The following is a 21702-nucleotide window of genomic DNA, read 5'->3' as shown; positions in this document are numbered from 1 at the left end:
AGCTACCTGTCCACCACCACCAAACACGGCATCGGCCAGTTCTCCGCCCTCGTGCAACTCGCCGAGGGCCACCCCTGGATACCCGCAATCAGCTAACCCAAGATCAAAGCGGTACCTGACCAGTTACCCCTGGTCTATGTACTTCAATATTCCACACGCAGCGAATACGATGACTTCTTCACTCGCGAGGAAAAGTACATAACCCGCATTGGAGAGTGTACGGACGGCAAGGAAGAAGACACCAGATGGCGATACAATGGTGAACTCGTAGGTCGGATGCTCGCGTAGATGCGACAAACGATCGCTTCAAAATAATTTGGGGATTCGGGGAACAGCGAATGGTTGCCTTCAAACTGGACCGCAGCTCGTCCAACGTGTACAGCTGGTGAAAGAACAATGCCAATCTCCTGACAGGCTGAGCCCCACGGGTACGCCGAGCCGGTGATGGGAACCCGTGGGGTCTCGCAACGCCTCGGCGTCTCCCCGCCCTCGAGCAGGCCGCCAACCTCCCGACGCGGACCTGCCGTCCTTCGACACCCTGACTACGCACGGGCAGGCCCTCGTTCGCCGGGTCCTGGCCAGCGCGCTCGGATCGGACGCCGCGAGCATCGCGGGACCGCCCGTACCGTCGTCTACGACTTTCCCGACCGGAACAGCCGCCCATCGGCGGCAACCCCGAACCTGTCGACGTGGCGGCGCAGAACAATGACCAGTCGAGGGTCCAACGGCGCCAACCACGCCTCCCCTCGCCCGATGCTTCAACTCGCGAGGCTGACGTGGGCCGTCGGGGAGCGTCGGGTCGTGGTCGGCGAGCCGTAGGGTGGGCGTGACAGGACTGATCCGGAGGCGGCGGAGGGGATGTCCGGTGGTGCGGCGATTCAACACGGCAGGTCCGTGCCGCCCTGACTTCCACTACATGGTTCCGGCGTTGTCACGGCTGCCGCAGGCGCCTGGCCTGGTTGCCCAGGACGGCTACTTCGTGGTGCACGCCCCGCGACAGACGGGCAAGACAACGGCACTGCGGGCGCTGGCAGCCGAGCTGACCGCGTCCGGCCGGTACGCCGCGTTGTACTTCTCCTGCGAGTTCGGCGAGGCCGCGGGCGACGACTACCGCGCGGCCGAGCGGAGCATCCTGCAGGAGATCCGTGACCGGGCCGACGCGACGTTGCCCGAGAGCCTCCGCCCGCCTCCGTGGCCGGACCTGTCGGCGGAAAACCCGCTCAGGTGTGCGCTCTCGGCCTGGGCGAGGACGCGTCCGCGACCGCTGGTGCTGTTCTTCGACGAGATCGACGCCGCTGCTCGGGTAGAGCCTGATCGGCGTGCTGCGGCAGTTCCGGGCCGGGTTCAGCGAGCGGCCGGAGTCGTTCCCCTTCTTCGAGCCTGACCCGCCAGAGGCTCAGCTACGTCGCGAACTTCGAGCCGTGGACAGGACGTGGCTGCGCGGAATGGCTCCGCCGGATTGCGACACATCGTCCCAGCTCACGACTAATATTGATCTTCACGCGCGAAGCCAAAATAATGCAAATCTTCGAAGGAACCAACCAGATCCAGCGCATAACGATCATCCGCCACCTCGCCCGCTCCTGATCAGAGGCCGTTTTCGCAGGTCATCCCTGAAGGAGCGGGTCCGGTCAGCGGTTCGGGCTCTGCCGGGGCGATGGCCGGCGGTGTCCGGTCCAGTCCGGTCGTTTCCGGCTGGCTGCGGATAGGGCGCGGATGAGAATCCGTCGGCTCCGGAGCCGGCGAGACCTCGGGCGTCTCGCTCTCGGCGGCCAACGCCGCGTCGATCCGCCGCCGGGCGGCCTCGTCCTCGGCCGGCGTGAGCGCGATCTCGCCGGCCCGCCGCCACCTCGCCAGGTACCGGACCGCCTTCACCGGGCCCGTCCCGTCCGGGCCCAGGCGTCGCCGGATGACGGGTCCGGGCCTGCTTACAGGCTTCTCCTCGGCGCAAGCCTTCAGGCCCGGAGGCCGAGGACGGGAGCGTATTCGCGGCGGCGGCTCGGTCGGGTGAGAATCTCGACGCTGTCGATGGCCTGGTCGATCGCCCCACCACGCGCCCAGGGCCGTTGATCGGGCCGCGCCCCGCCAACGTGCGCCCGTCCGGAGAGAAGGCCGACCACACGACGGTCGCCGTGTGGTCGGCCAGCGGGGTGCCGAGCCGCCCGGGCTTCGTCAGGAGGTGAGGGAGCGGACGAAGAACGGCGTCACGTCCAGCTTCTTCTCGATCACACCGGCCGAGGCGTAGACGTCGGCGGACTTCTGGAACTGGCCGATGATGCCGTCGTCGATCGGGGGTGCGCTCCACTGGCGGCGCCGGACCACGTCGAGGGCCACCGGCTCGGGCAGTTTCGTCAGCGACGCGAAGATCTTCGCGAACTCGTCCTGATGCTGGGTCGACCAGGTGAACGCGTTGCGCTGCCGGGTCAGGAAGTCGGCGATCGCCGCCCGAGTGGCCGCGTCCCCGACCGCGTCCTTGGTGGCGACGACGAAGCCCAGGCCGCTGTTGATCCCCTCGCCGTCGCGGACGACACGGGCGCCCTTGCGTTCGGCAAGCGCCACGTAGGGATCCCACGTCACCCAGGCGTCGATCCGCCGGGCGTCGAAGGCCGCGGACGCGGCCGGCGGGGCCAGGAACGAGATCTTCAGGTCGTCGGGGGTCAGCCCGGCCTCCTTGAGCGCGCCGAGCAGCAGGTAGTGCCCGATGCTGCCCTCGGTCGTCGGGGACACCGTCCGGCCACGCAGGTCGGCGACGGTGCGGATCGGCGAGTCCTTGGGAACGAGCACCGCGACGCCCCGGGCGGAGGCGCGGGTCGCCCCGACGATCTTCAGTGGCGCGCCGCCGCCGAGCGCGTTGAGAATGGGCGCGTCACCGGCCTGCCCGATGTCGGCTGCGCCGGCGCGCAGCGCCTGCAGCAGCGGGGCGGCAGCGGAGAAGTCGGACCACTCGATCTTGTAAGGGACGTCCTTCAGGACGCCCGAGGCCCCGAGGAGTGCCTTCAGCTGACCGACCTGGTCGGCGACCCGCAGTGTCACGTGGGAGAGGTCGGGCCGGGCGTCGGCCGTCGTGGCCGCGGGCACGTTGTCGGCGCCCGACCCGCAGGCGGCGACGGCCAGGACGGCCACGACGGCCACGAGTGCCGCGACACCGACCCGCAGCCGGGATCCGAGCAGTTTGAACACGCGCGACATCGCACAACGCTCCGGGGTCAGGAAATCAGACTGGGACGGGGAAGCCGCACCAGAGCGGGCCGGGAGGCCCGGTGACGGTGGGATGACGGTGGGATGACGGAAAGGCTCGACATCACCTCGGCTGCTTCCCACCGAGCACGGTATAGCACCGTCCGTAATTCATCTTTGACGATCCAGAAAGTGGAGAAGTGATCTAAATCATATAATTGTCTCCATTGACCTGACCGGTCAGGACATGCTTCGGTTGCTCCCGTGTACCGATCGGCGCAACTGGTCACCCGGAGTCACATCGACTTTCAGCGAATCAAGTCCGCCGTGTGTCCACGGCACCAGGCCGACCGCTGAGGCGGCCACCGCCGCCGTCTTCCTCCTCCCCGTTCTCACCGGCGACCGTGACGGCTCTTCACGGCGATGACTCGTGCGCCCTCGACGGGAGAATTCGTGACCATCCAGACCTTTCCTGCCGGCAAGGACGGCCAGAACACCACGCCCGGCGAGGGCGCGAAGAAAACGGATTCACCGGGAACACCGGTCGATGTGGCGCCGGTTCTGACAACCGTCGTGCCCGCCGGTGCGCAACGGCGGGGATTACCCCGCTGGGTGCGGCGTCCGGTGGGACCGCTGTGTCTGCTGGCCGCGTGGCAGATCGCGGTGTGGACCGGCAGCGCGTCCACCGAACTTCTCGCCTCGCCGTGGACGGTGGCCACGACGTTCGCCGATCTGGTGGGCAACGGTGAACTCCCCCGGGCCATTCTGGTGTCGCTGCGGCGCGCCGGCACCGGCCTGCTGCTGGGCGGCTTCGCCGGCATCACGCTGGCGCTGCTGGCCGGGCTTTTCCGGCTCGGTGAGGACCTCATCGACGCCGCCGTCCAGATGATCCGCACGATTCCCTTCGTGGGCCTCATCCCGCTTTTCATCATCTGGTTCGGCATCGGAGAGCGGCCGAAGACCGCCCTCGTCGCCTTCGGCGTCGCGTTCCCGCTCTACCTCAACACCTACGCCGGTATCCGGAACGTCGACGCGAACCTCATCGAGGCCGCACGCACGGTGGGGCTCGGCCGGGCGGGGCTGATCCGGCACGTCATCCTGCCGGGGGCGCTGCCGAACGTCCTGGTGGGTCTGCGGTTCTCCCTCGGGATCGCGTGGCTCGCGCTCATCTTCGCCGAGCAGATCAACGCCAACCAGGGTCTGGGGCACCTGATGAACCGGGCCCAGGAGTTCCAGCGCACCGACATCATCGTCGTCTGCCTCGTGGTCTACGCCGTTCTCGGGCTCGCCGTCGACGCCGTCGTCCGACTACTCGAAAGGCTGCTGCTGTCATGGCGACCGGCCTTCAGCGGAGCATGACCATCCCCGGCGGGGGCAAGGAAGCCCCACCTGCGGTCGTCGTCCGCAACCTGCGGCGTGCCTTCGGCGACACCAAGGTCATCGACGATCTCAGCCTGTCCGTCCCGGCCGGGCAGTTCGTCACCCTGCTCGGCCGCAGCGGCTGCGGCAAGAGCACCCTGCTGCGGATCCTCGCCGACCTCGACAACGAGATCACCGGCGAGGTCCGGATCGCGTCCCGGCGCGCGGTGGCCTTCCAGTCGCCGCGGCTGTTGCCCTGGAAACGGGTGTGGCGCAACGTCGTTCTCGGCCTGCCGGGCCGGCCCGACCGGGCCCGCGCGCTCGCGGCACTGGCGGAGGTCGGGCTCGCCCACCGCGCCGACGCCTGGCCCAAGACGCTCTCCGGCGGCGAGGCGCAGCGCGCGTCGCTGGCCCGGGCGCTCGTGCGCGACCCCGAGCTGATGCTGCTCGACGAGCCGTTCGGCGCGCTCGACGCCCTGACCCGGATCCGGGTGCAGGGCCTGGTCGAGCAGCTGTGGCAGCGGCACCGCCCGGCGATCCTACTGGTCACGCACGACGTCGAGGAGGCGTTGCTGCTCGCCGACCGGGCGCTGGTCATGGAGGACGGCGTGATCTCGCACAGCGTGGACGTCACGCTGCCGCGGCCGCGCAGCGTGACCGACCCGGCGTTCGTCGAGCTGCGCGCCGAACTCCTCGCCCGGCTCGGCGTGGGGGCCGCCTCCCCTTCCTGACAAAGCTCGTCCCGACACCCCCGGAGTTCACCCATGCGATTCCCCGGACCCGGACACCCGGTGGCACGACCCCTACGCCTTGCGGTGGCGGCGACGCTCACCGCGGGAATCCTCCTCACCGCCTGCGGTTCCGACGACGCCCCGGCCACCGGCACCGCCGGGACACCGGTCGCGGGCGGGTCGGTCACCTATGCGATCGACACCGAGCCGACCTGCTTCGACATCCACGTCAGCCCCCAGGACATCACCGCGGCAATCCAGCGCAACGTGTTCGACTCGCTCGTCGCCGAGGACAACTCCGGCACGTTCCACCCGTGGCTGGCGAGCTCCTGGAAGATCGCGCCGGACCTGAGGAGCTACACCTTCACGCTCCGCCGGGACGTCACGTTCACCGATGGCACGCGCTTCGACGCCGCCGCGGTGAAGGCGAACTTCGACCACATCGTGGCACCCACGACGAAGTCGCGGTTCGCCGCGAGCCTGCTCGGCAGCTACACCGGCACCGACGTCGTCGACGAGTTCACCGCCCGGGTGAACTTCGCCCAGCCCTTCGCACCGTTCCTGCAGGCGGCGAGCACCGCCTATCTCGGCTTCTACTCGCCGAAGACCCTCACCGCGCACGCCGACGACCTGTGCGGCGGTGGCCCGGTGGCCGTCGGCACGGGGCCGTTCACCTTCACCAGTTACACCAAGGGCCAAAGCATCGTCCTGACGAGGAACCCGGCGTACAAGTGGGCGCCGGCGACCGCGAAGCACACCGGTGCCGCCTACCTGGACACGTTGACCATCCGCATCCTCAAGGAGAACTCCACCCGGATCGGCTCGCTGACCAGCGGCCAGATCGACGTCGCCGGGGCGGTGCCACCGGCGAACGTGGCCGCGGTCGAGGCGAACGGGCGTCTGCAGCTGCTGCGCCGCGACGCCGCGGGCTCGCCGTACAGCCTCTACCTGAACACAGCCCTGGAACCGTTCACCGACGAGCGGGTGCGTCAGGCCTTCCAGCGCGGCCTGAACATCGACCAGGACGTGAAGACCGTCTACTTCGGCCAGTACAAGCGTGCCTGGAGCCCGCTCACGGCGGTCACCCCCTCCTACGACCCGAGCCTGGAGAACAGCTGGCCCTACGACCCGGACAGGGCCAACCAGCTGCTCGACGAGGCCGGCTGGACGGGCCGTGACTCCGCCGGCTACCGCACCCGCGACGGCCGCCGACTCACCGCCGTCTGGCCGATCATGCCGGCCACCGTCCGCGAACAGCGTGACATCCTCGGCCAGGCGTTCCAGGAGGACCTCAAGAAGATCGGCATCGAGCTCACCCGCCCGCCGCTCGACCCCGGCACGTTCCTGAAGCAGGCCTACGCGGGCACGTTCGCGGTGCTGGACTTCAGCTGGGCCCGGTTCGAGCCGGACGTGTTGCGGCTGTTCTTCCACTCGGCCAGCACCCTGGCCCACGGCGGCCAGAACGCCTCGTTCCTGACCGACCCCGAGGTGGACACCTGGACGAGCACCGGTGCGGGCACCCTCGACAAGGCGGTCCGGGACGACGTCTACGCGCGCGCCCAGCAGCGGGTGGTAAAGACCGGCGCGGTGGTGCCCGTCTACACGGCGGCGACCATCCTCGCGGCCGAGAAGTACGTCCACGGCATCGACTTCGACACGAACTCCTGGCCGCAGTTCTACGATGTCTGGCGCGACCGGAAGTGAGGGCCGTCGGACCCGTCCGGCGGCGGGAACGAACCCTGCTGCGCGCGGCCGGGCGGCGGCTCGCCGGCGCGGCCGCGGTCGTCCTCGGGGCGGCGACACTCGCGTTCGCCGCGTTGCAGCTGCTGCCCGGGGATCCGGTGGCGGTCCTGCTGGGACCGGCCACGTCGGCGTCCCCGCAGGTCCGGGAGCAGATCAGGGCCGACTTCGGGTTCGACGAGCCGCTGCCGGTGCGCTACCTGCACTACCTCGGCCAGCTGGTGACGGGCGATCTGGGCAGGTCCTACCAGCGCCAGCAGCCGGTCACCACGCTCATCGGGGAGCAGCTGTGGCCGACGGTGCAGCTCGTCGCGGCGAGCGTCACGCTCGCCGTGGTCGTCGCGGTGGTCTCCGCGGTGGTCACGACGGGTCGCCGCTCGGCGCTGCGCACGCTGGTGGAGCTGGTGGAGCTGGTGGCGCTGTCCACCCCGCATTTCTGGCTGGGGATCGTGCTGTTGACGGTGTTCTCCTTCCGCCTGCACGTCTTTCCCGCGGCGGGCGCGCAGGACCTCGCGGCGCTGGTGCTGCCGGCGGTCACCCTCGCGCTGCCCGTCGCCGGGGTGCTGGCGCAGGTACTGCGGGAGGGGATCGAGACGGCGTTGGAGCAGCCGTTCGTCGTCGCCGCCCGGGCCCGGGGCCGCAGCCGGCTGGGGGTGCGGCTTCGGCACGCGGTCCGGCACGCGGCGGCCCCGCTGCTCACGCTGACCGGCTGGGCGACGGGTTCGCTGCTGGGCGGCGCGGTGCTGGTGGAGACCGTCTTCGGCCGCCCCGGCCTCGGTTCGCTGACGCTGCAGGCGGTGACCAGCCGTGACCTGCCCGTCGTGCTGGGCGTGGTCCTGCTGTCCGCCACTGCGGTGGTCGTCCTGTTCACCCTGGTGGACCTGGCGCAGCTGGCGCTCGACCCGAGGCTGCGGACGGCGGCGGCGCTGTGACGGCCGTCGACGCCGTGCTCGCCGGCGCCGCCCGGCGCCGGCGAGCACCCGGCCGGTCGGTCCCCCGGCCGGGCGTGCTCGTCGCGGCCGCGGTGCTGGCGCTGGCTGCCTGCGTCGCGGTCGCGCCGGGGCTGCTCACCGACGCCGCGCCGACCGACATCGACCCCGTGCACGCGTTGGTCGGGCCGGGGACGGACCACTGGTTCGGCACCGATCAGCTCGGCCGCGACGTGTTCACCCGCGTCGTCTACGGGGCCCGCACGTCGCTGCTGCTCGGCCTCGCCGCGATCGGCCTCGCCGTCGCGGGGGGGGTGGTGCTGGGTCTGGCCGCGGCGCTCGGCGGGCGCAGCGGTGAGCGGATCATCACCTGGCTGACGGACGTGCTGCTCGCGCTGCCCCCGGTTCTACTCGCGCTGCTGGTGGTCGCCGTGCTCGGCGCCGGGACGGCGAACACCGTGGTCGCGATCGCGGTGGCCCTCGTCCCGGTGTACGGGCGGCTGGTGCGCACCGAGGCGATGCTGGTGCTGCGCTCCGGCTACGTCGAGGCCGCGGTCGGACTCGGCCTGCGCCGCGGTGTGCTGGTCGCCCGCCACGTCCTGCCCAACGCGCTCGGCCCGGTGCTGGTCCTGGCCACGGTCGGGTTCGGCACCGCGCTCATGTACGCCTCCGCGTTGAGCTTCCTCGGCCTCGGGTCGAGCCCACCGAGCCCGGAGTGGGGCCTGATGCTGTCCGAAGGTCGCGACTTCCTCCAGACAGCCTGGTGGATAGGGGTGTTCCCGGGCGCGGCGATCACCCTTACCGTGATCGCCGTGACGGTCGTCGGCCGGTACCTGCAGGCCCGTTTCGCCGGACGGGCCGGCCGGTGAGCGGGCCGGCGGACGGGCCGGCGGGCGAGCCGCTGCTCGTCGTCGACGGTCTCGACGTGACATTCCAGGTGGGTGGCGAGCGGGTGCACGCGGTGCGCGACGTGTCGTTCACCCTCGACCGCGGCGAGTGCCTGGCGATCGTCGGCGAGTCCGGGTCCGGGAAGAGCGTCACCGCCCGCACGTTGATCGGCCTGACCGGTGGGCGTTCGACGGTGCGCGCCCGCCGGCTGTCCTTCGACGGCACCGACCTGACCGCGCTCACCGAGGCACGCTGGCGGGCGGTGCGCGGACGGCACATCGGGCTGGTGCTGCAGGACGCGCTGGTTTCCCTGGACCCGCTGCGAACGGTGGGCGCGGAAGTCGCCGAACCGCTGCACGTCCACCGGCTTGCCGCGCGTGACGAGGTCGCCGGGCGGGTCACGGGCACGCTGGCCGACGTCGGCGTGCCGGACCCGGCCCGGCGCGCCCGCCAGTACCCCCACCAGCTCTCCGGCGGGCTGCGGCAGCGGGCGCTGATCGCGTCCGCGATCGCGGCCGGCCCGCGGCTGTTGCTCGCCGACGAACCGACCACCGCCCTGGACGTGACCGTGCAGGCCCAGGTGCTCGACCTGCTGCGACGGCTCAGGCAGGAGGGCCTGGCGCTCCTGCTGATCAGCCACGACCTCGCCGTCGTGGCCGGCCTCGCCGACCGGATCGCCGTCATGTACGGGGGGCTGGTCGTCGAGGGGGGGCCGGCGGAGCAGGTGCTACGCGACCCCCGGCATCCCTACACCCGGGCGCTGCTCGCGGCCGCCCCCGCCCTGCACACCCGGGGCCTGCACACCCGGGGCCTGCACACCCGGGGGAGCCAGCTGGCGGTCCCGGTGCCCTGGCGGCCCGGGGCCGGCCCGGGCGGCTGCCCGTACGCGGCCCGCTGCCGACTCGCCGACGAACGCTGCCGGACGGAGCTCCCGACCCCGGCCGAGGCCGACCCTGAACACCGCGTGCTGTGCTGGCACCCAGTCCCGTCCCCCGACCCGGCCAGCCCCGTCGGCCCGGGCGTCCTGGCCGTCGACGAACCGCCGCCCCCCGCACACGTGCCTACCGGTGGCGTGCCCACCGAGGTCACCCGCAGTGAGGTTCTCCTCGACGTCGACGGACTCTCCAGGCGGTTCCGCGGCCCCGGCGGGGCCTGGCAGCACGCCGTCGACAACGTGTCGTTCCAACTGCGCGCCGGCGAGACGCTCGGCGTGGTCGGCGAGTCCGGGTCGGGGAAGACGACGGTGGCCCGCATCGTGCTGGGTCTGCTCGCACCGGACGCCGGCACGGTTCGCTTCGCCGGTGTCCGGTGGAACGGGGACGGGGTGCTCGAGCGCGACCGCCGGCCGCACCGCCGCCGCATGCAGGCCGTCCAGCAGGATCCGCTGAGCTCATTCGACCCCCGGTACACCGTCGAGCGGATCGTCGGGGAGGCGGTGGCGGGCACCCGCCGCCGGGGCGGGCGGCGGGCGCGGCGCGACCGGGTCGCCGGCCTGCTCGACCAGGTGGGGCTCGGCGCGAACCTGCTGGGACGGCGGCCGCGGGACCTGTCCGGCGGCCAGCGCCAGCGGGTGACGATCGCGCGGGCACTGGCGCCGGCGCCGGAGCTGCTCGTCTGTGATGAGCCGGTGTCCGCCCTCGACGTGTCGATCCAGGCCCAGATCCTCGACCTGCTCGCCGACCTGCAACGCGACCTCGGAGTGACGATGCTGTTCATCTCCCATGACCTGGCGGTGATCCACCAGGTCAGCGACCGGCTCCTGGTGATGCAGGACGGCCGGATCGTCGAGTCCGGTGAGCTCGGGCAGGTCTTCGCACAGCCGGCGCACCTATACACCCGGGAGCTGCTCGCCGCGGTCCCCCGGCCCGCCGAGCCCACCGCACGGACGATGGCCCGCTAGCGCGTTGGCGGGCAGGGAGGGGTCCAGCGGCGGGAAGGCGGCGCAGCGTCGTCACGGCCTGGTCGAACGGGCCGCGGAGATCGCCGTGTTCACCCGGCTACTGGCACGCGGCAGGCAGGGGGCCGGCAGCGTCGTGGTGCTCAGCGGGGCGGTCGCGACCGGCAAGACCGAACTGTTGAACGCCCTGGTCGAGGATGCGGCGGCAACGGGCGCGGTGGTGCTGACCGCGCTCGGTTCCCCCGCGGAACGCGACGAACCGCTGGCCCTGGTGAACCAGCTGTTCCGCACACCGCCGCCGTTCGGCCCCGACGACGACGTCGCCTGGCACCTCGCCGCCGACGCCGCCGACGCCGCCCCCGCCGACCAGCTGTCGACCAGCGCCGTGCACGACCTGTGGTCGGCACTCGACACGCTGGCGCGGCGGGTCCCGGTCGTCATCGGCGTCGACGACCTGCAGTTCGCCGACGTGGCGTCGCTGCGCTGCCTGGCGTACTTCGGCGGCCGGCTGCGGGCGTCGCGGGTCCTGATGGTCATCACCGAGAACATCGGACATGTGGGGACGGACGCTCCGCGGGCCGCCTGGCACACCGACCTGCTGCGCCAGCCGTACTGCCACCGGATCCAGGTCTCCCCGCTGTCACCGCGGGGGGTGGCCGAGCTGCTCGGCGACCGGCTCCACCGGCCCGTCGGCGCGGTCCCGACCACGCGCTGGCACCACGTCAGCGGCGGAAACCCGCTGCTGCTGCGGGCCCTGATCGAGGACCACGCCGACGCGACCGGGCAACCCGCCGAACCCGCCGAACCGGTCGCCGACACGGCCTTCGGCCAGGCCTATCTGACCTGCCTTCACCGCGGCGGGGCCGACCTGCTCCAAGTCGCCCGCGGGCTGGCAATCCTCGCCGAGTCCGACTCGTACGCGTCGCTACGCCAGCTCGTCGACGCGGACGGGCCGACGGTCGAGCGGGCCCTGGACCTGCTGAACCGTGCCGGCCTGCTGGAGTGTGCCGGCCTGCTGGGCGCAGGCCGGTTCCGCCACCCGGCCGCCCGGACCGCGGTGATCGCCGAGATGTCCCCGGACGAACGGTCGTACCTGCACCAGCAGGCCGCCCGCCTGCTGCACGTCGACGGCGCGGCGCCGCGCACCGTCGCCGCGCACCTGGTCGCCGCGCACCGCCCACCGGGACCGTGGGCGTTCGCCGTGCTGTGCCGGGCGGTCGAGGAGGCCCTCGACGACGATCAGCACTTCGCCGCCGCGTGCCTGCGGCTGGCCCACCTGGCATGCGCCGACGACGTGCAGCGGGCGACGGTCGCGCTGCTGCGGCTGCGGATCGGGGCGCCCGACGCGGAGGCCGACACGCTCACCGCGGCCGAACACAAGGTCGCGGTACAGGCGGCGCTGGGCGGTACCAACCGGGAGATCGCCAGAATCCTGCACGTCACCATGAGTACCGTCGAGCAGCATCTCACCCGGGTTTACCGCAAACTCGGCGTGAAAGGCCGCGCGGACCTGCGGGCCACTTTCACGCAGTTCACCCGCGAGGATCTCGCGTAGCAGGCGGCGCGGATATCCCACAATCCAACGGCAAATCGCGCGGCGTGATATCGATCACCACCTAACATTTCCCGGTAACATCACGGACAAAAATCCCGTACAGGGGTTACCTAGGGGGGCTTCAGGGGTACCTCGGGAAGAATTCTCAGGTAATTATCGACGGAGCAACGTTCTGCAGTTCAACGCGCCCAGGATCCCGGGTTTCTCCGGCCCGCCGGCCCCGAACACCCGATGATTTCTCCGGACTATCCGAGTCCTTACTCTCTCCGCCGCGCCGTCACGCGGGCCCGGACACCGAGTCGTGCCCGCACGCACCGCCCCACGAGACACGATGGGACAACAATGAGATACGAGATCCTCGGGCCTCTTCGGGTGACGAAGGAGGACGGCCACTGCCTCATCAGCGCCCCCAAGATGGAGACCCTGCTGGCCACCCTCCTGGTCCGCCCGAACGAAGTGGTGTCGGCCCACCAGCTCATCAACGAGATCTGGGGTGCGGCCGCGCCGCGGAGCGCGAACGCCGGAATCCATGTGATGGTGTCGAACCTACGCAAGTTCCTCGCCCGGCCGGACCGGACGGACAGCCCGATCGTGACCCGCGCCCCGGGCTACCTGCTGGACCTGCGCGACGACACGCTCGACGCCCAGGACTTCCTGGACCTGGCGGCACGCGGGCACGAGCACGTCCGGCTGCAACAGTATGCGGAGGCCGTGGCCTGCTTCGACCGTGCGCTCGGGCTGTGGCGGGGCCAGTTGCTCGGCCGGCCGTCCGCGAGCCCGATGATCGTCTGGTACGACACCTGGCTGGCCGAACAGCGGCTGGGCTGCCTCGAGGCCGGCCTGGAGGCGGAGCTCGAGCTGGGCCGCCACCGCCGGCTCGTGCCCAGGCTGTACGCGCTCATCAACGAGCACCCGCTGCACGAACCGTTCTACCGCCATCTGATGGTTGCGCTGTACCGGGCCGAGCGGGTCGCCGACGCGCTCGATGTCTACCGGACCGCCCGCACCCGGCTGCGCGACGAGCTGGGCCTGGACCCGTGCCGCTCGCTACAGGACGTGCAGCGGGCGATCCTGGTCGGCGACCGGCACATGGACACGGTCCGGCTCGCCGGCTGACTGTCCCCAGGTCGGGGCCGGCCACGGACCGGCCGGCCCCGGGCCGGTCAGCCGCCGCCCTCGATCGCGGCGGACTGCACCGCGGCGAGGTCCACCTTCTCGCCGACACCGTCTTCGCGGAACAGCAGCAGCGCGGCCAGCACCCCGACGACCATGGTCACCGCGGTGATGACGAAGCCGAGCTTGAACCCCTCGGTGAGCGCGGTCGCCGCCGCGTCACCGGCGCGGGCCGCATCGGCCGTCCGGTTCTCGGCGAGCGTCGCGATGATCGCGAAGCCGAGCGCTCCCCCGACGTAGCGGCTGACGTTGAGCAGCGCTGCGGCGATGCCCGTGGTCTCCGCGGGCACGCCCGTCACCGCGGCGATGTTGATCGGGACGAACAGGATCGCGAACCCGAGGCTGATCACCACCGACGGGAGGATGACGCTCATGCCCAGGCCGCCGTCCGGCGAGATCCTGACGAACAACAGCAGACCGCCGGCGACGATCGCGCAGCCGATGGCGACGACGGCACGGATGCCGATCTTCGGGATGAGCAGCGGGCCGACCGGCGCGCCGACCACCAGCGTCACGGCGAGCGGCAGGTAGGCCAGGCCGGTCTTCAGCGGGGAGTAGTTCAGTACCTCCTGCTCGTACAGGGTGACGAAGAACAGCATGGTCCACAGCGCGACCGCGACGAGCGCCTGGACCGCATTGGCGCCGGACACCGAACGGTTGCGGAACAGCGAGAACGTCATCAGCGGCTCGGCCGCGACGAACAGCTCGTGGACGACGAAGTAGGCGAGGATCGCGACGGCGCCGGCGAGCAGGCCGATCGTCCGCCCGGACCCCCAGTCGTGCTCGCTGGCCTGCAGCACCGCGTAGATCAGCAGCGCGGTGCCGCCGGTGGCGACCAGCGCGCCGACGATGTCGAAGCGGTGCGACCGGGTCGCGCGGTCCACCGGCAGGTAGCGGTTGGCACCGGCCAGGATGAGCGCGCACACCGGCACGTTCAGCAGGAAGATCCACCGCCAGCCGGGCCCGGAGACGAGCACGCCGCCCAGCACCACGCCCAGGACGCTGCTCACCCCGGCGGTGGTGCCCCAGACCGCCAGTGCCTTGCTGCGCGCCGGGCCCGCCGGGAAGATCGACGCGATCATCGCCAGCGTCATCGGGATGCTGAACGCTCCGGCCAGGCCCTGCAGCGCCCGCGTGGCGATGAGGCCGCCCGCGCCCTGCGACAGGCCCGCGGCGAGCGAGGCGACCAGGAACAGGGAGATTCCCCCGACGAATATCCTCCGCTGGCCGAACACGTCACCGGTGCGGCCGCCGAGCAGGAGGAAACCACCGAACGCCACCGTGTACGCGTTCACCACCCACGGCAGGTCACCCCGGGAGAAACCGAGGTCGGCCTGGATGCTGGGCAGCGCGACGTTCACGATCGTGATGTCGAGGGTTTCGAGCATCGCCGCGATGCACAGCAGGGTGAGCGCGATCGTGTGCACGGACGTCCACACGAACTCCCCGGCATTCGAGGACGCGGATTCCGGAGACGCGGGCCGCACCGCCGCCGCGACCTCCTGTCTTTCCGTCATGGGTCGGGAATTCCTTTCGAGTGGGTGCCACCGGTCTGCGGGCCGCGGGCCCGGGCGGTCGTGCCGCCCGGGCCCGCGGCCGGTGCGCGCTACTGCGCGGCAGGTGAGCCCGCCGGTGCCTCCACGTTCCAGGAGTAGCCGTGCGGGATGAGGGTGTCGAGGAAGTCCGCGGCGTCGAACGCCTGGGCGGGGGTGAGCACACCGGGACGGGGCGGCTGGGCGAGCAGCCTGCGCACGCTCTCCACCGCGATCACCGCGGTCGACCCGTAGATGTCGTGGCCCTGCAGGACACCGCGGGCGCGACGCCCGTCGGCACCGGTGGCCTCCGCGACGATGGTGAACCCGGCCGCCGGGCGCCGGGTGACCTCCGGGCCCTCGGGAAGATTGTCGATGATGGTCGCGACGGTCTCGGCGGGCAGCTGGAGCAGCTGCCCGAACTCCGGCGTGACGACACTGGCGCTGATGACGACCGACACCCGGTCGGTCGGCACGTGCCGGGGGACGGTGACGACCTCGGGGCCCGCCCAGTTGATGACCGGCGTCGGCTCCACGTTTCCCGGGAACGCCACCGCCTCGTACGGCGTCGTGCCGTCGCCGGGCCGCCATCCGCCGTCGCTGTAGACGAGGCTGCCGCTGGTCAGCGCGCCGAAGGCCGACCGGACGGTGCCCCGGCTCATGTCCCAGTCGTGCACGTCGTAGGCGACGAGGAGATCGGTCGCCCGCCCGACCCGGGTACCCACCACGTTCGCCAGCAGATCGCCGGGGACGATGTAGAAACCGGTGGCGGGGAGAACGGTCACCCCGGCGTTCTCGGCGGCGCCGGAGAACTCGTCGAAGACCTTCTGCACGAACAGCTGCTCGGCGGTCGTGTCGAGATAGTGCGTGCCCGCCTCGATCGCGGCCCGGACCACCGGTTCACCCACCAGCGTGAACGGGCCCGCCACGTTGACGACGGCCTCGCTGCCGCGGAACGCGTCCGCCAGGGCCGCCGGGTCGTCGATACCGACCTGACGTGTCCCTATCTCGACCTCCCGGCCGTCGACGGAATCACCCGGCTCCGTATCACCCAACTCCGTCGCCAGTGCCCGCAGCCGTTCGCCGTCGCGGCCGGCCAGCACGACGGAAAATCCGCGGCGCCGAAGCTCGGCGGCCACCAATCGTCCGGTGTATCCACTCGCGCCGTAAACGGTGATCGCCATGTGGAATCCCCTCCCTCTGCTCAGTACCCGTCATAATTGCGGGGACCGGCTGGCACGCCCATCCCGCAACTAGGGGCCTCGCGCATCCCCCCAACTTGGGGGATTTTTTCGGCCGGTGCGTGCGGGTAAGATCGCGGGCGTGGCGAAGCCTGCCCTCGGAATCCGCGCCAGTGCCGTTCGCGAGGGGATCGCGGACCTGTGCGAGCAGCGCATCAACCCGGAGGACCTCGTCACCGAGGTCGCCGAGCGCGTCCGCCGGGTGGTTCCCTACGACGCCGGCTCGTGGATGACGACCGACCCCGAGACGCTGCTGCCGACCCGGCTGCACGCCGTCGGTCCCAAGGTCTGCCTGCATGCCGACGATCTGCACGACGAGCTGGCGGGCACCGGCGTCAACGGGTTCCTCGACCTCGACCGTTCCGGCCGCTGCGCTGTGTCCCTCGCCGCCTCCACCGGCGGCGACCTGGACCGCGCCACCCGGCACCGGGTCGTCTACGAGCCGCTGGGGCTGCGTGACGAGCTGCGGCTGCTGGCCCGGGACGGCAGCGCCACCTGGGGCATGGGCTGTCTGCGGCGCGCCGACGACGAACCCGACTTCACCGCCGCCGAGGTCCGCTACGTCGCCTCGATCGCCCGCCACCTGGGCCACGGCCTGCGGTCCGGTCTGGCCCGCACCCCACCGCCGCGCACCCCGCTGGCGGGCTCCGGCACGCTGGTGTTGGACGCGGCGGGCCGCCTCGAGGCCTCGACCGCGGAGGCGGACCGCTGGCTGCGGCGCATCAGCACGGTCGAACCCCCCAACCTGCCGGTGTCGGTCATGATGGTGGCCGTGCAGGCCCAGGCGAACGCCGCCGGGGGCGGCCCGCCCCGACCGGCCCGGCTGCGGATGGCGCTGTCGGGCGGCGGCTGGCTGCTGGTGCAGGGCGAGGTGCTGGTCTCCTCGTCGGCGCACGGCGGCGCCGGTGCGCCGCGCACCGCCGTCGTGCTGGAGCCCGCGAGCCGCGCCGACCTGCTGCCGGTGATGTTGGCCCTCTACGGCCTCACCGCGCGCGAACGCCAGCTGGCCGAGCTGCTCGTCGCCGGGCACGGCACCGACCGGATCGCCCGCAGGCTCGGGATCTCCCAGCACACCGTGCGCGACCACACCAAGGCCATCTTCGCGAAGGTGAACGTGGCGTCCCGCGCCGAGCTGACCGCGGTGCTCAGCGCGGAGGTCACCGGCCCGCCGGTCGACGTCCCCGCCGGTCTCGGCCTCGCCGGCTGACGCACACGCGAACGGCCCCGTCCGAGCTGGACGGGGCCGTTCGCGCCGCGGGGTCAGACGGTGGTCAGGCGACGGGTGGGGGTGTCCGTACCGCCGGCCGGGACGATCGCGTAGCGGCGCCGCTCCCACGGATAGTGCGGCAGGTCGACGACGGCGCGGGGCAGGTTCGCCAGCTCGTCGCCGACGGACTCCACGGGGGTGCCCGTGGCGAGCGCGTCGAGCGCCGCGACGGCCTCCGGCCGGCCGGCGGCGAGCACCCGGGCGCGGACGGGGTGGCGCGCCCGGCCCACGGTCGCCGTGTAGGCGAACGCCGGGTAGGCCTCGTCCGGGAGGGTGGCCAGCCGGTCCCGGTAACGCGCCGCGAGGACACGCAGCGCGTCCGGGGTTCGCGCCGTCACCTCGAAACCGACCACCGGACCGGCGCTCCCGCCAACGGCCGCGGTGCCGGCGTCCGCCGGTGCGCCGGCGTCCGCCGGGCCGACGATGACGTGGGCGTTGGTACCGCTCATGCCGAAGGAGCTGACGCCGGCGTAGCGGCCGTAGTCCGATGACCACGCCTCGACCTCGGTGGGGATTGCGATTCCGGTCCCGGCGAGGTCGAGGCGCGGGTTCAGGGTCCGGAAGTGCACCAGCGGCGGCACGGCCCGGCGCTGCACGCACAGGATCGCCTTGAGCAGGCCGGCCATGCCCGCGGCGGACTCCAGGTGGCCCAGGTTCGCCTTCACCGACCCGACCGTCAGCCGGCGCCCGCCGCGCGGACGACCGAGGACGGTCGCGATCGCGTCCATCTCGATCGGGTCGCCCAGCGCCGTTCCGGTGCCGTGCGCCTCCAGGTGCCCGATGTCCGCGGCGGTCAGGCCCGCGTCGGCCAGGGCCGCGGCGATCACGTCGATCTGGGACCGCACGTTGGGCGCGGTGATGCTGGCGGACCTGCCGTCCTGGTTGAGCGCCGAGCCGGCGATCACCGCGTGGATGCGGTCGTTGTCCCGCTGGGCGTCCGCCAGGCGCTTGAGCACGACGATCCCGCAGCCCTCGGAGCGGGTGAAGCCGTTCGCGCGGGCGTCGAACGGCTTGCACAGCCCGTCCGGGGCGAGTAGGCCGGACTGCGAAATCAGCCTGGTCGACGCCGGCGACACGATGAGGTTGACGCCGGCGGCGAGCGCGACCTCGCACTCGCCCCGCAGCAGCGCCTGCCGCGCGAGGTGGACGGCGACCAGCGACGACGAGCAGGACGTGTCCACCGCCATCGCCGGGCCGGTCAGCCCCAGGGTGAACGCGACACGCCCGGCGGAGTAGCAGATCGCGTTGCCGATACCCCAGATCGCGTCGACGTCGGCGGGCCGCCAGTCGTCGTAGTCCTGGTTGGTGATGCCGACGAAGAATCCGGTGCGGGTCGCGGTAAGGCGTTCCGGGGGCAGCGCGGCGTCCTCGAGGGCCTCCCAGGCCACCTCCAGCAGCAGGCGGTGCTGCGGGTCGAGCCGCTGTGCCTCGCGGCCACCGATGCCGAAGAAGCCGGCGTCGAAGTCCATCACCTCGTCGAGGAAACCCCCCTTGCGGTGCAGGCCCGCCCACTGCGCGGCGAACGGGCCCATCCGCGCCTCGCTGAGCGGGGTGACCAGGTCGCGGCCGGCGGCGAGCGCCGTCCAGTAACCGTCGAGGTCGTCGAGGCCGCCGGGCAGGCGCAGGCCGACGCCGACCACGGCGAGCGGCTGGTCGCCGCGCTCCGCGTCGAGCTGGGCGCGCAGCGCGCGGATCGTGTCGAGCGCCCGGGCGAGCGGGGTACGGGACGCGGGGGCGGGGCTGTCGTCGTGGGCCATAGGTTCTCAGTCCTCCTCGGTGGCGGGGGCGGCCGCTACCTCGAACAGTCGCTCCGTCAGGGCACCGGACAGGGCGCGCATCGTTCCGTACGTCCACAGGAGGGTCGGCGACAGCTGCAGGCCGAACGCCGACTCCAGCCGGTTGCGGAACTCCAGGCTCATCAGCGAGTCGAGGCCGAGCGACTTGAACGGCAGGTCCCGTTCGATCGCCGTCGGGTCCAGGCGCAGTACCCGGCCGGCCAGCTCGCGCACCTTGCCCTCGAGCAGGTCGCGGCGGTCGTCGCCGTCGCTGGTGCGCAGCCGGGCGAGGAACTCGTTGCCCTGCTCCCCCACCGGGGTGCCGTCGCGCGACGCCCGGCGCAGCACGCTCCAGCTCTCCAGCGCGGCGGTGTGCGGGTAGGAGTCGAACCACTGCCGCAGGTCGAGGCGCAGGTAGGCAACAACCTGCGCGTCGCCACCCAGGCCTGCGGTGCCCGGTCCGCCGGCGCCGAGGTAGCCGGCGAGCGCCTGCCACGCCTCGTCGGCGGTGAAGCTGCCCATCCCGCGGTCGGCCAGCCGGGCACCCCGGTTGTCCTCCCGCGCCGCCAGCCCGATCTCGGCGAACGGCCCCCACTGCACGCTCAGGCCGGGCCGGCCGCGGCGCCGGCGGGCGACGGCGAGCGCGTCGAGGTAGGCGTTGCCAGCCGCGTAGGCGGCCTGGCCGGCGTTGCCGATCAGCGCCGCGGCCGACGAGAACAGGACGAAGAAGTCGAGCGGGTCGGCGTCGGTCGCGGCGTCGAGATTGCGGGCACCGTCGACCTTCGGGGCCAGCACCCGCTCGGCCTGCTCGGGCCGCAGGGTCAGGATTGTCGCGTCGTCGAGCAGGCCGGCGGCGTGCACGACACCGCGCAACGGCGGGAGCGCGGCGCGCAGCTCGGTAAGCAGCGCGGTGAGCGCGGCGGCGTCGGCGACGTCGACCTGGCGGGTCTCCACCCGCACGCCCCGGCCTCGCAGGCTGTCGAGGCGGGCGGTCGCGGCGGCGCCCGGCGCGCGGCGACCCAGCAGCACCAGGGTGCGGGCACCGGAGTCGGCCAGGAACTCGGCGAGGGACAGGCCCAGCGCCCCGAGCCCGCCGCTGATCAGATAGGTCGCGTCGGCGCGGAAGCGGCCCTGCGGCATCGGCTCCGGCGCGGCGGGCGGCAGGTCGGCCGGGTCGATCCGCACCACGAACTTGCCGATGTGGGTGCCGTGGGACATCTCCCGCAGCGCCTCCGCCACGTCGGCGAACGGACGGGTGATCACCGGCAGCGGCGGCAGGTCGCGAGCCTCGACCCGGTCCCAGACGTCGCGCAGCAGCCGCGCGAAGCGCACCGGGTGGCGGGTCATCAGCGCGCTCAGGTCGACCGAGTGGAGGCCGATGCCCTTCTGGAACGCGCTCAGGCTGATGGTGCGCCCACCGTAGATGTCCTTCTTGCCAACCTCGACGAACCGGCCGCCCTCGGCGAGCAGGTCCAGGCCAAGCCCGATCGCGGCGCCGGTCAGCGAGTTGAGCACCACGTCGACGCCGCGCCCGCCGGTCACCGCCCGCGTCTGCTCGGCCCAGCCGAGGTCGCGGGAGTCGAAGACGTGCTCGATCCCGAGGTCGGCCAGGTGGCGGCGCTTCTCGACGGTGCCCGCCGTCGCGATCACGGTGGCGCCCAGGTGCCGGGCGACCCCGACGGCGGCCAGGCCCAGGCCGCCCGCCGCCGAGTGGATCAGGACCGTCTCGCCCGGGGCGAGGCCGGCCAGGTCGTTCAGGCCGTACCAGGCCGTCGCGGTGACCATCGGCAGCCCGGCGGCGTCGACGTCGGCCAGCCAGTCGGGGACCTGGCGGGTGTGGTCGGCGCGCACGGTCAGGTGCGACGCCAGCGCCGGCATCGCGCAGGCGACCACCCGATCGCCGACGACCGGGTTGGTGACCCCGTCGCCGACGGCCGTCACGATGCCGGCGCACTCGGTGCCGAGCAGGCCGGCACCGCGCGGATCGGGGTAGGTGCCCATCATCTTCATCACGTCGAGGAAGTTCAGCGCGGACGCGGTGACGACCAGCTCGACCTCACCGGGGCCCGGAGGACGGCGGACCAGCGGGCGCAGCGTCAGCCCGTCCCAGCCGCCGGGACGGTCCGGACTGAGCCGGACGGCCTGCTCGGCGCGCCGCCACGGTGTCACCCCGGCCGACGGTTCGCCGGGACCGCCGGTGGCGGCGACGAGCCGGCCAACGTGGCGACGGCCGTCACGGACGGCGACCTGGTCGATGTCCGTGTCCGGGGCGGACAGCAGCGCCGAGAGCCCCGTCACGATGTCGGCCACGCGGCCGCGTGGCCCGTGCGTGACGTCGAGCAGCACCGGACGCAGCTCCGGGTGCTCGCGGCCGAGCACCCGACCGAAGCCCCAGTACAGCGCGGCGCCGGGGTCAAGGGCGGCGGGGTCAGGGGCGG

Annotated in this window: 16 protein-coding genes and 1 pseudogene; 11 read left to right on the top strand and 6 right to left on the bottom strand. The window is 72.3% G+C overall.

Annotated elements, in window-relative coordinates:
• Window positions 1–928 precede the first annotated feature (928 nt).
• Window positions 929–1384, top strand: a complete 456-nt coding sequence (locus NBZ85_RS09090; RefSeq protein ID WP_261561778.1) for an ATP-binding protein — start codon at window positions 929–931, stop codon at window positions 1382–1384.
• Window positions 1385–1497: 113 nt separating this feature from the next.
• Window positions 1498–1587, top strand: a pseudogene (locus NBZ85_RS09085) (acyl-CoA dehydrogenase family protein); the annotation flags it as partial.
• Here NBZ85_RS09085 and NBZ85_RS09080 read toward each other — a convergent pair.
• Both NBZ85_RS09080 and NBZ85_RS09075 read right to left on the bottom strand, forming a co-directional pair.
• Complete coding sequence (locus NBZ85_RS09080) at window positions 1588–1875, bottom strand: hypothetical protein (protein ID WP_261561777.1); 288 nt, start codon at window positions 1873–1875, stop codon at window positions 1588–1590.
• Window positions 1876–2172: 297 nt separating this feature from the next.
• A complete protein-coding gene (locus tag NBZ85_RS09075; protein WP_261559092.1) occupies window positions 2173–3189 on the bottom strand; it encodes an ABC transporter substrate-binding protein in 1017 nt (338 codons plus the stop codon).
• Window positions 3190–3630: 441 nt separating this feature from the next.
• On the opposite strand from NBZ85_RS09075, the gene NBZ85_RS09070 reads away from it, so the two are divergent.
• The 8 genes from NBZ85_RS09070 (at window position 3631) to NBZ85_RS09035 (ending at window position 13392) form a co-directional block, all read left to right on the top strand.
• Window positions 3631–4536 (top strand): ABC transporter permease, encoded by a 906-nt coding sequence (locus tag NBZ85_RS09070; protein WP_261559091.1) that lies wholly within the window; start codon window positions 3631–3633, stop codon window positions 4534–4536.
• Window positions 4509–5267, top strand: coding sequence for an ABC transporter ATP-binding protein (locus NBZ85_RS09065; protein ID WP_261559089.1), 759 nt, complete (start codon window positions 4509–4511; stop codon window positions 5265–5267). Before NBZ85_RS09070 ends, NBZ85_RS09065 begins: the two co-directional genes overlap by 28 nt.
• Before the next feature lie 60 nt (window positions 5268–5327).
• A complete protein-coding gene (locus NBZ85_RS09060) occupies window positions 5328–6971 on the top strand; it encodes an ABC transporter substrate-binding protein (protein ID WP_261559087.1) in 1644 nt (547 codons plus the stop codon).
• Window positions 6968–7939, top strand: coding sequence for an ABC transporter permease (locus NBZ85_RS09055; RefSeq protein WP_261559085.1), 972 nt, complete (start codon window positions 6968–6970; stop codon window positions 7937–7939). Before NBZ85_RS09060 ends, NBZ85_RS09055 begins: the two co-directional genes overlap by 4 nt.
• Complete coding sequence (locus NBZ85_RS09050; RefSeq protein ID WP_261559083.1) at window positions 7936–8805, top strand: ABC transporter permease; 870 nt, start codon at window positions 7936–7938, stop codon at window positions 8803–8805. Before NBZ85_RS09055 ends, NBZ85_RS09050 begins: the two co-directional genes overlap by 4 nt.
• Window positions 8802–10724, top strand: a complete 1923-nt coding sequence (locus tag NBZ85_RS09045; protein ID WP_261561776.1) for a dipeptide ABC transporter ATP-binding protein — start codon at window positions 8802–8804, stop codon at window positions 10722–10724. The genes NBZ85_RS09050 and NBZ85_RS09045 overlap by 4 nt, the downstream gene beginning before the upstream one ends.
• A 4-nt stretch (window positions 10725–10728) precedes the next feature.
• A complete protein-coding gene (locus tag NBZ85_RS34000; RefSeq protein WP_261558219.1) occupies window positions 10729–12276 on the top strand; it encodes a helix-turn-helix transcriptional regulator in 1548 nt (515 codons plus the stop codon).
• 342 nt (window positions 12277–12618) lie between these two features.
• The gene (locus NBZ85_RS09035) at window positions 12619–13392 is read left to right on the top strand and encodes an AfsR/SARP family transcriptional regulator (RefSeq protein WP_261558218.1); all 774 of its coding nucleotides are present in this window, start codon (window positions 12619–12621) and stop codon (window positions 13390–13392) included.
• Between the two features lie 47 nt (window positions 13393–13439).
• Here NBZ85_RS09035 and NBZ85_RS09030 read toward each other — a convergent pair whose 3' ends face one another.
• Together NBZ85_RS09030 and NBZ85_RS09025 are read right to left on the bottom strand one after the other, a co-directional pair.
• Entirely contained in the window at window positions 13440–14966 is a 1527-nt protein-coding gene (locus NBZ85_RS09030; protein ID WP_261558217.1) for an MFS transporter, read from the bottom strand.
• A gap of 89 nt (window positions 14967–15055) precedes the next feature.
• Window positions 15056–16165, bottom strand: a complete 1110-nt coding sequence (locus NBZ85_RS09025; RefSeq protein ID WP_261558216.1) for a saccharopine dehydrogenase family protein — start codon at window positions 16163–16165, stop codon at window positions 15056–15058.
• A 139-nt stretch (window positions 16166–16304) separates the two neighbouring features.
• Here NBZ85_RS09025 and NBZ85_RS09020 point away from each other — a divergent pair, with 139 nt between their 5' ends.
• Window positions 16305–17429: a response regulator transcription factor gene (locus NBZ85_RS09020; protein ID WP_261558215.1), complete on the top strand. Its 1125-nt coding sequence runs from the start codon at window positions 16305–16307 to the stop codon at window positions 17427–17429.
• A gap of 53 nt (window positions 17430–17482) precedes the next feature.
• Here NBZ85_RS09020 and NBZ85_RS09015 read toward each other — a convergent pair whose 3' ends face one another.
• A complete protein-coding gene (locus tag NBZ85_RS09015; protein ID WP_261561775.1) occupies window positions 17483–19246 on the bottom strand; it encodes a beta-ketoacyl synthase N-terminal-like domain-containing protein in 1764 nt (587 codons plus the stop codon).
• Window positions 19247–19252: 6 nt separating this feature from the next.
• Window positions 19253–21702 (bottom strand): SDR family NAD(P)-dependent oxidoreductase (locus tag NBZ85_RS09010; RefSeq protein WP_261561774.1); only part of this gene is annotated, 2450 nt, incomplete at its 5' end.

Origin of the sequence: Frankia tisae, assembly GCF_025403405.1 — a bacterium.
Lineage (GTDB): Bacteria > Actinomycetota > Actinomycetes > Frankiales > Frankiaceae > Frankia > Frankia tisai.
This window is presented reverse-complemented; position numbering and strand designations above follow the sequence as displayed.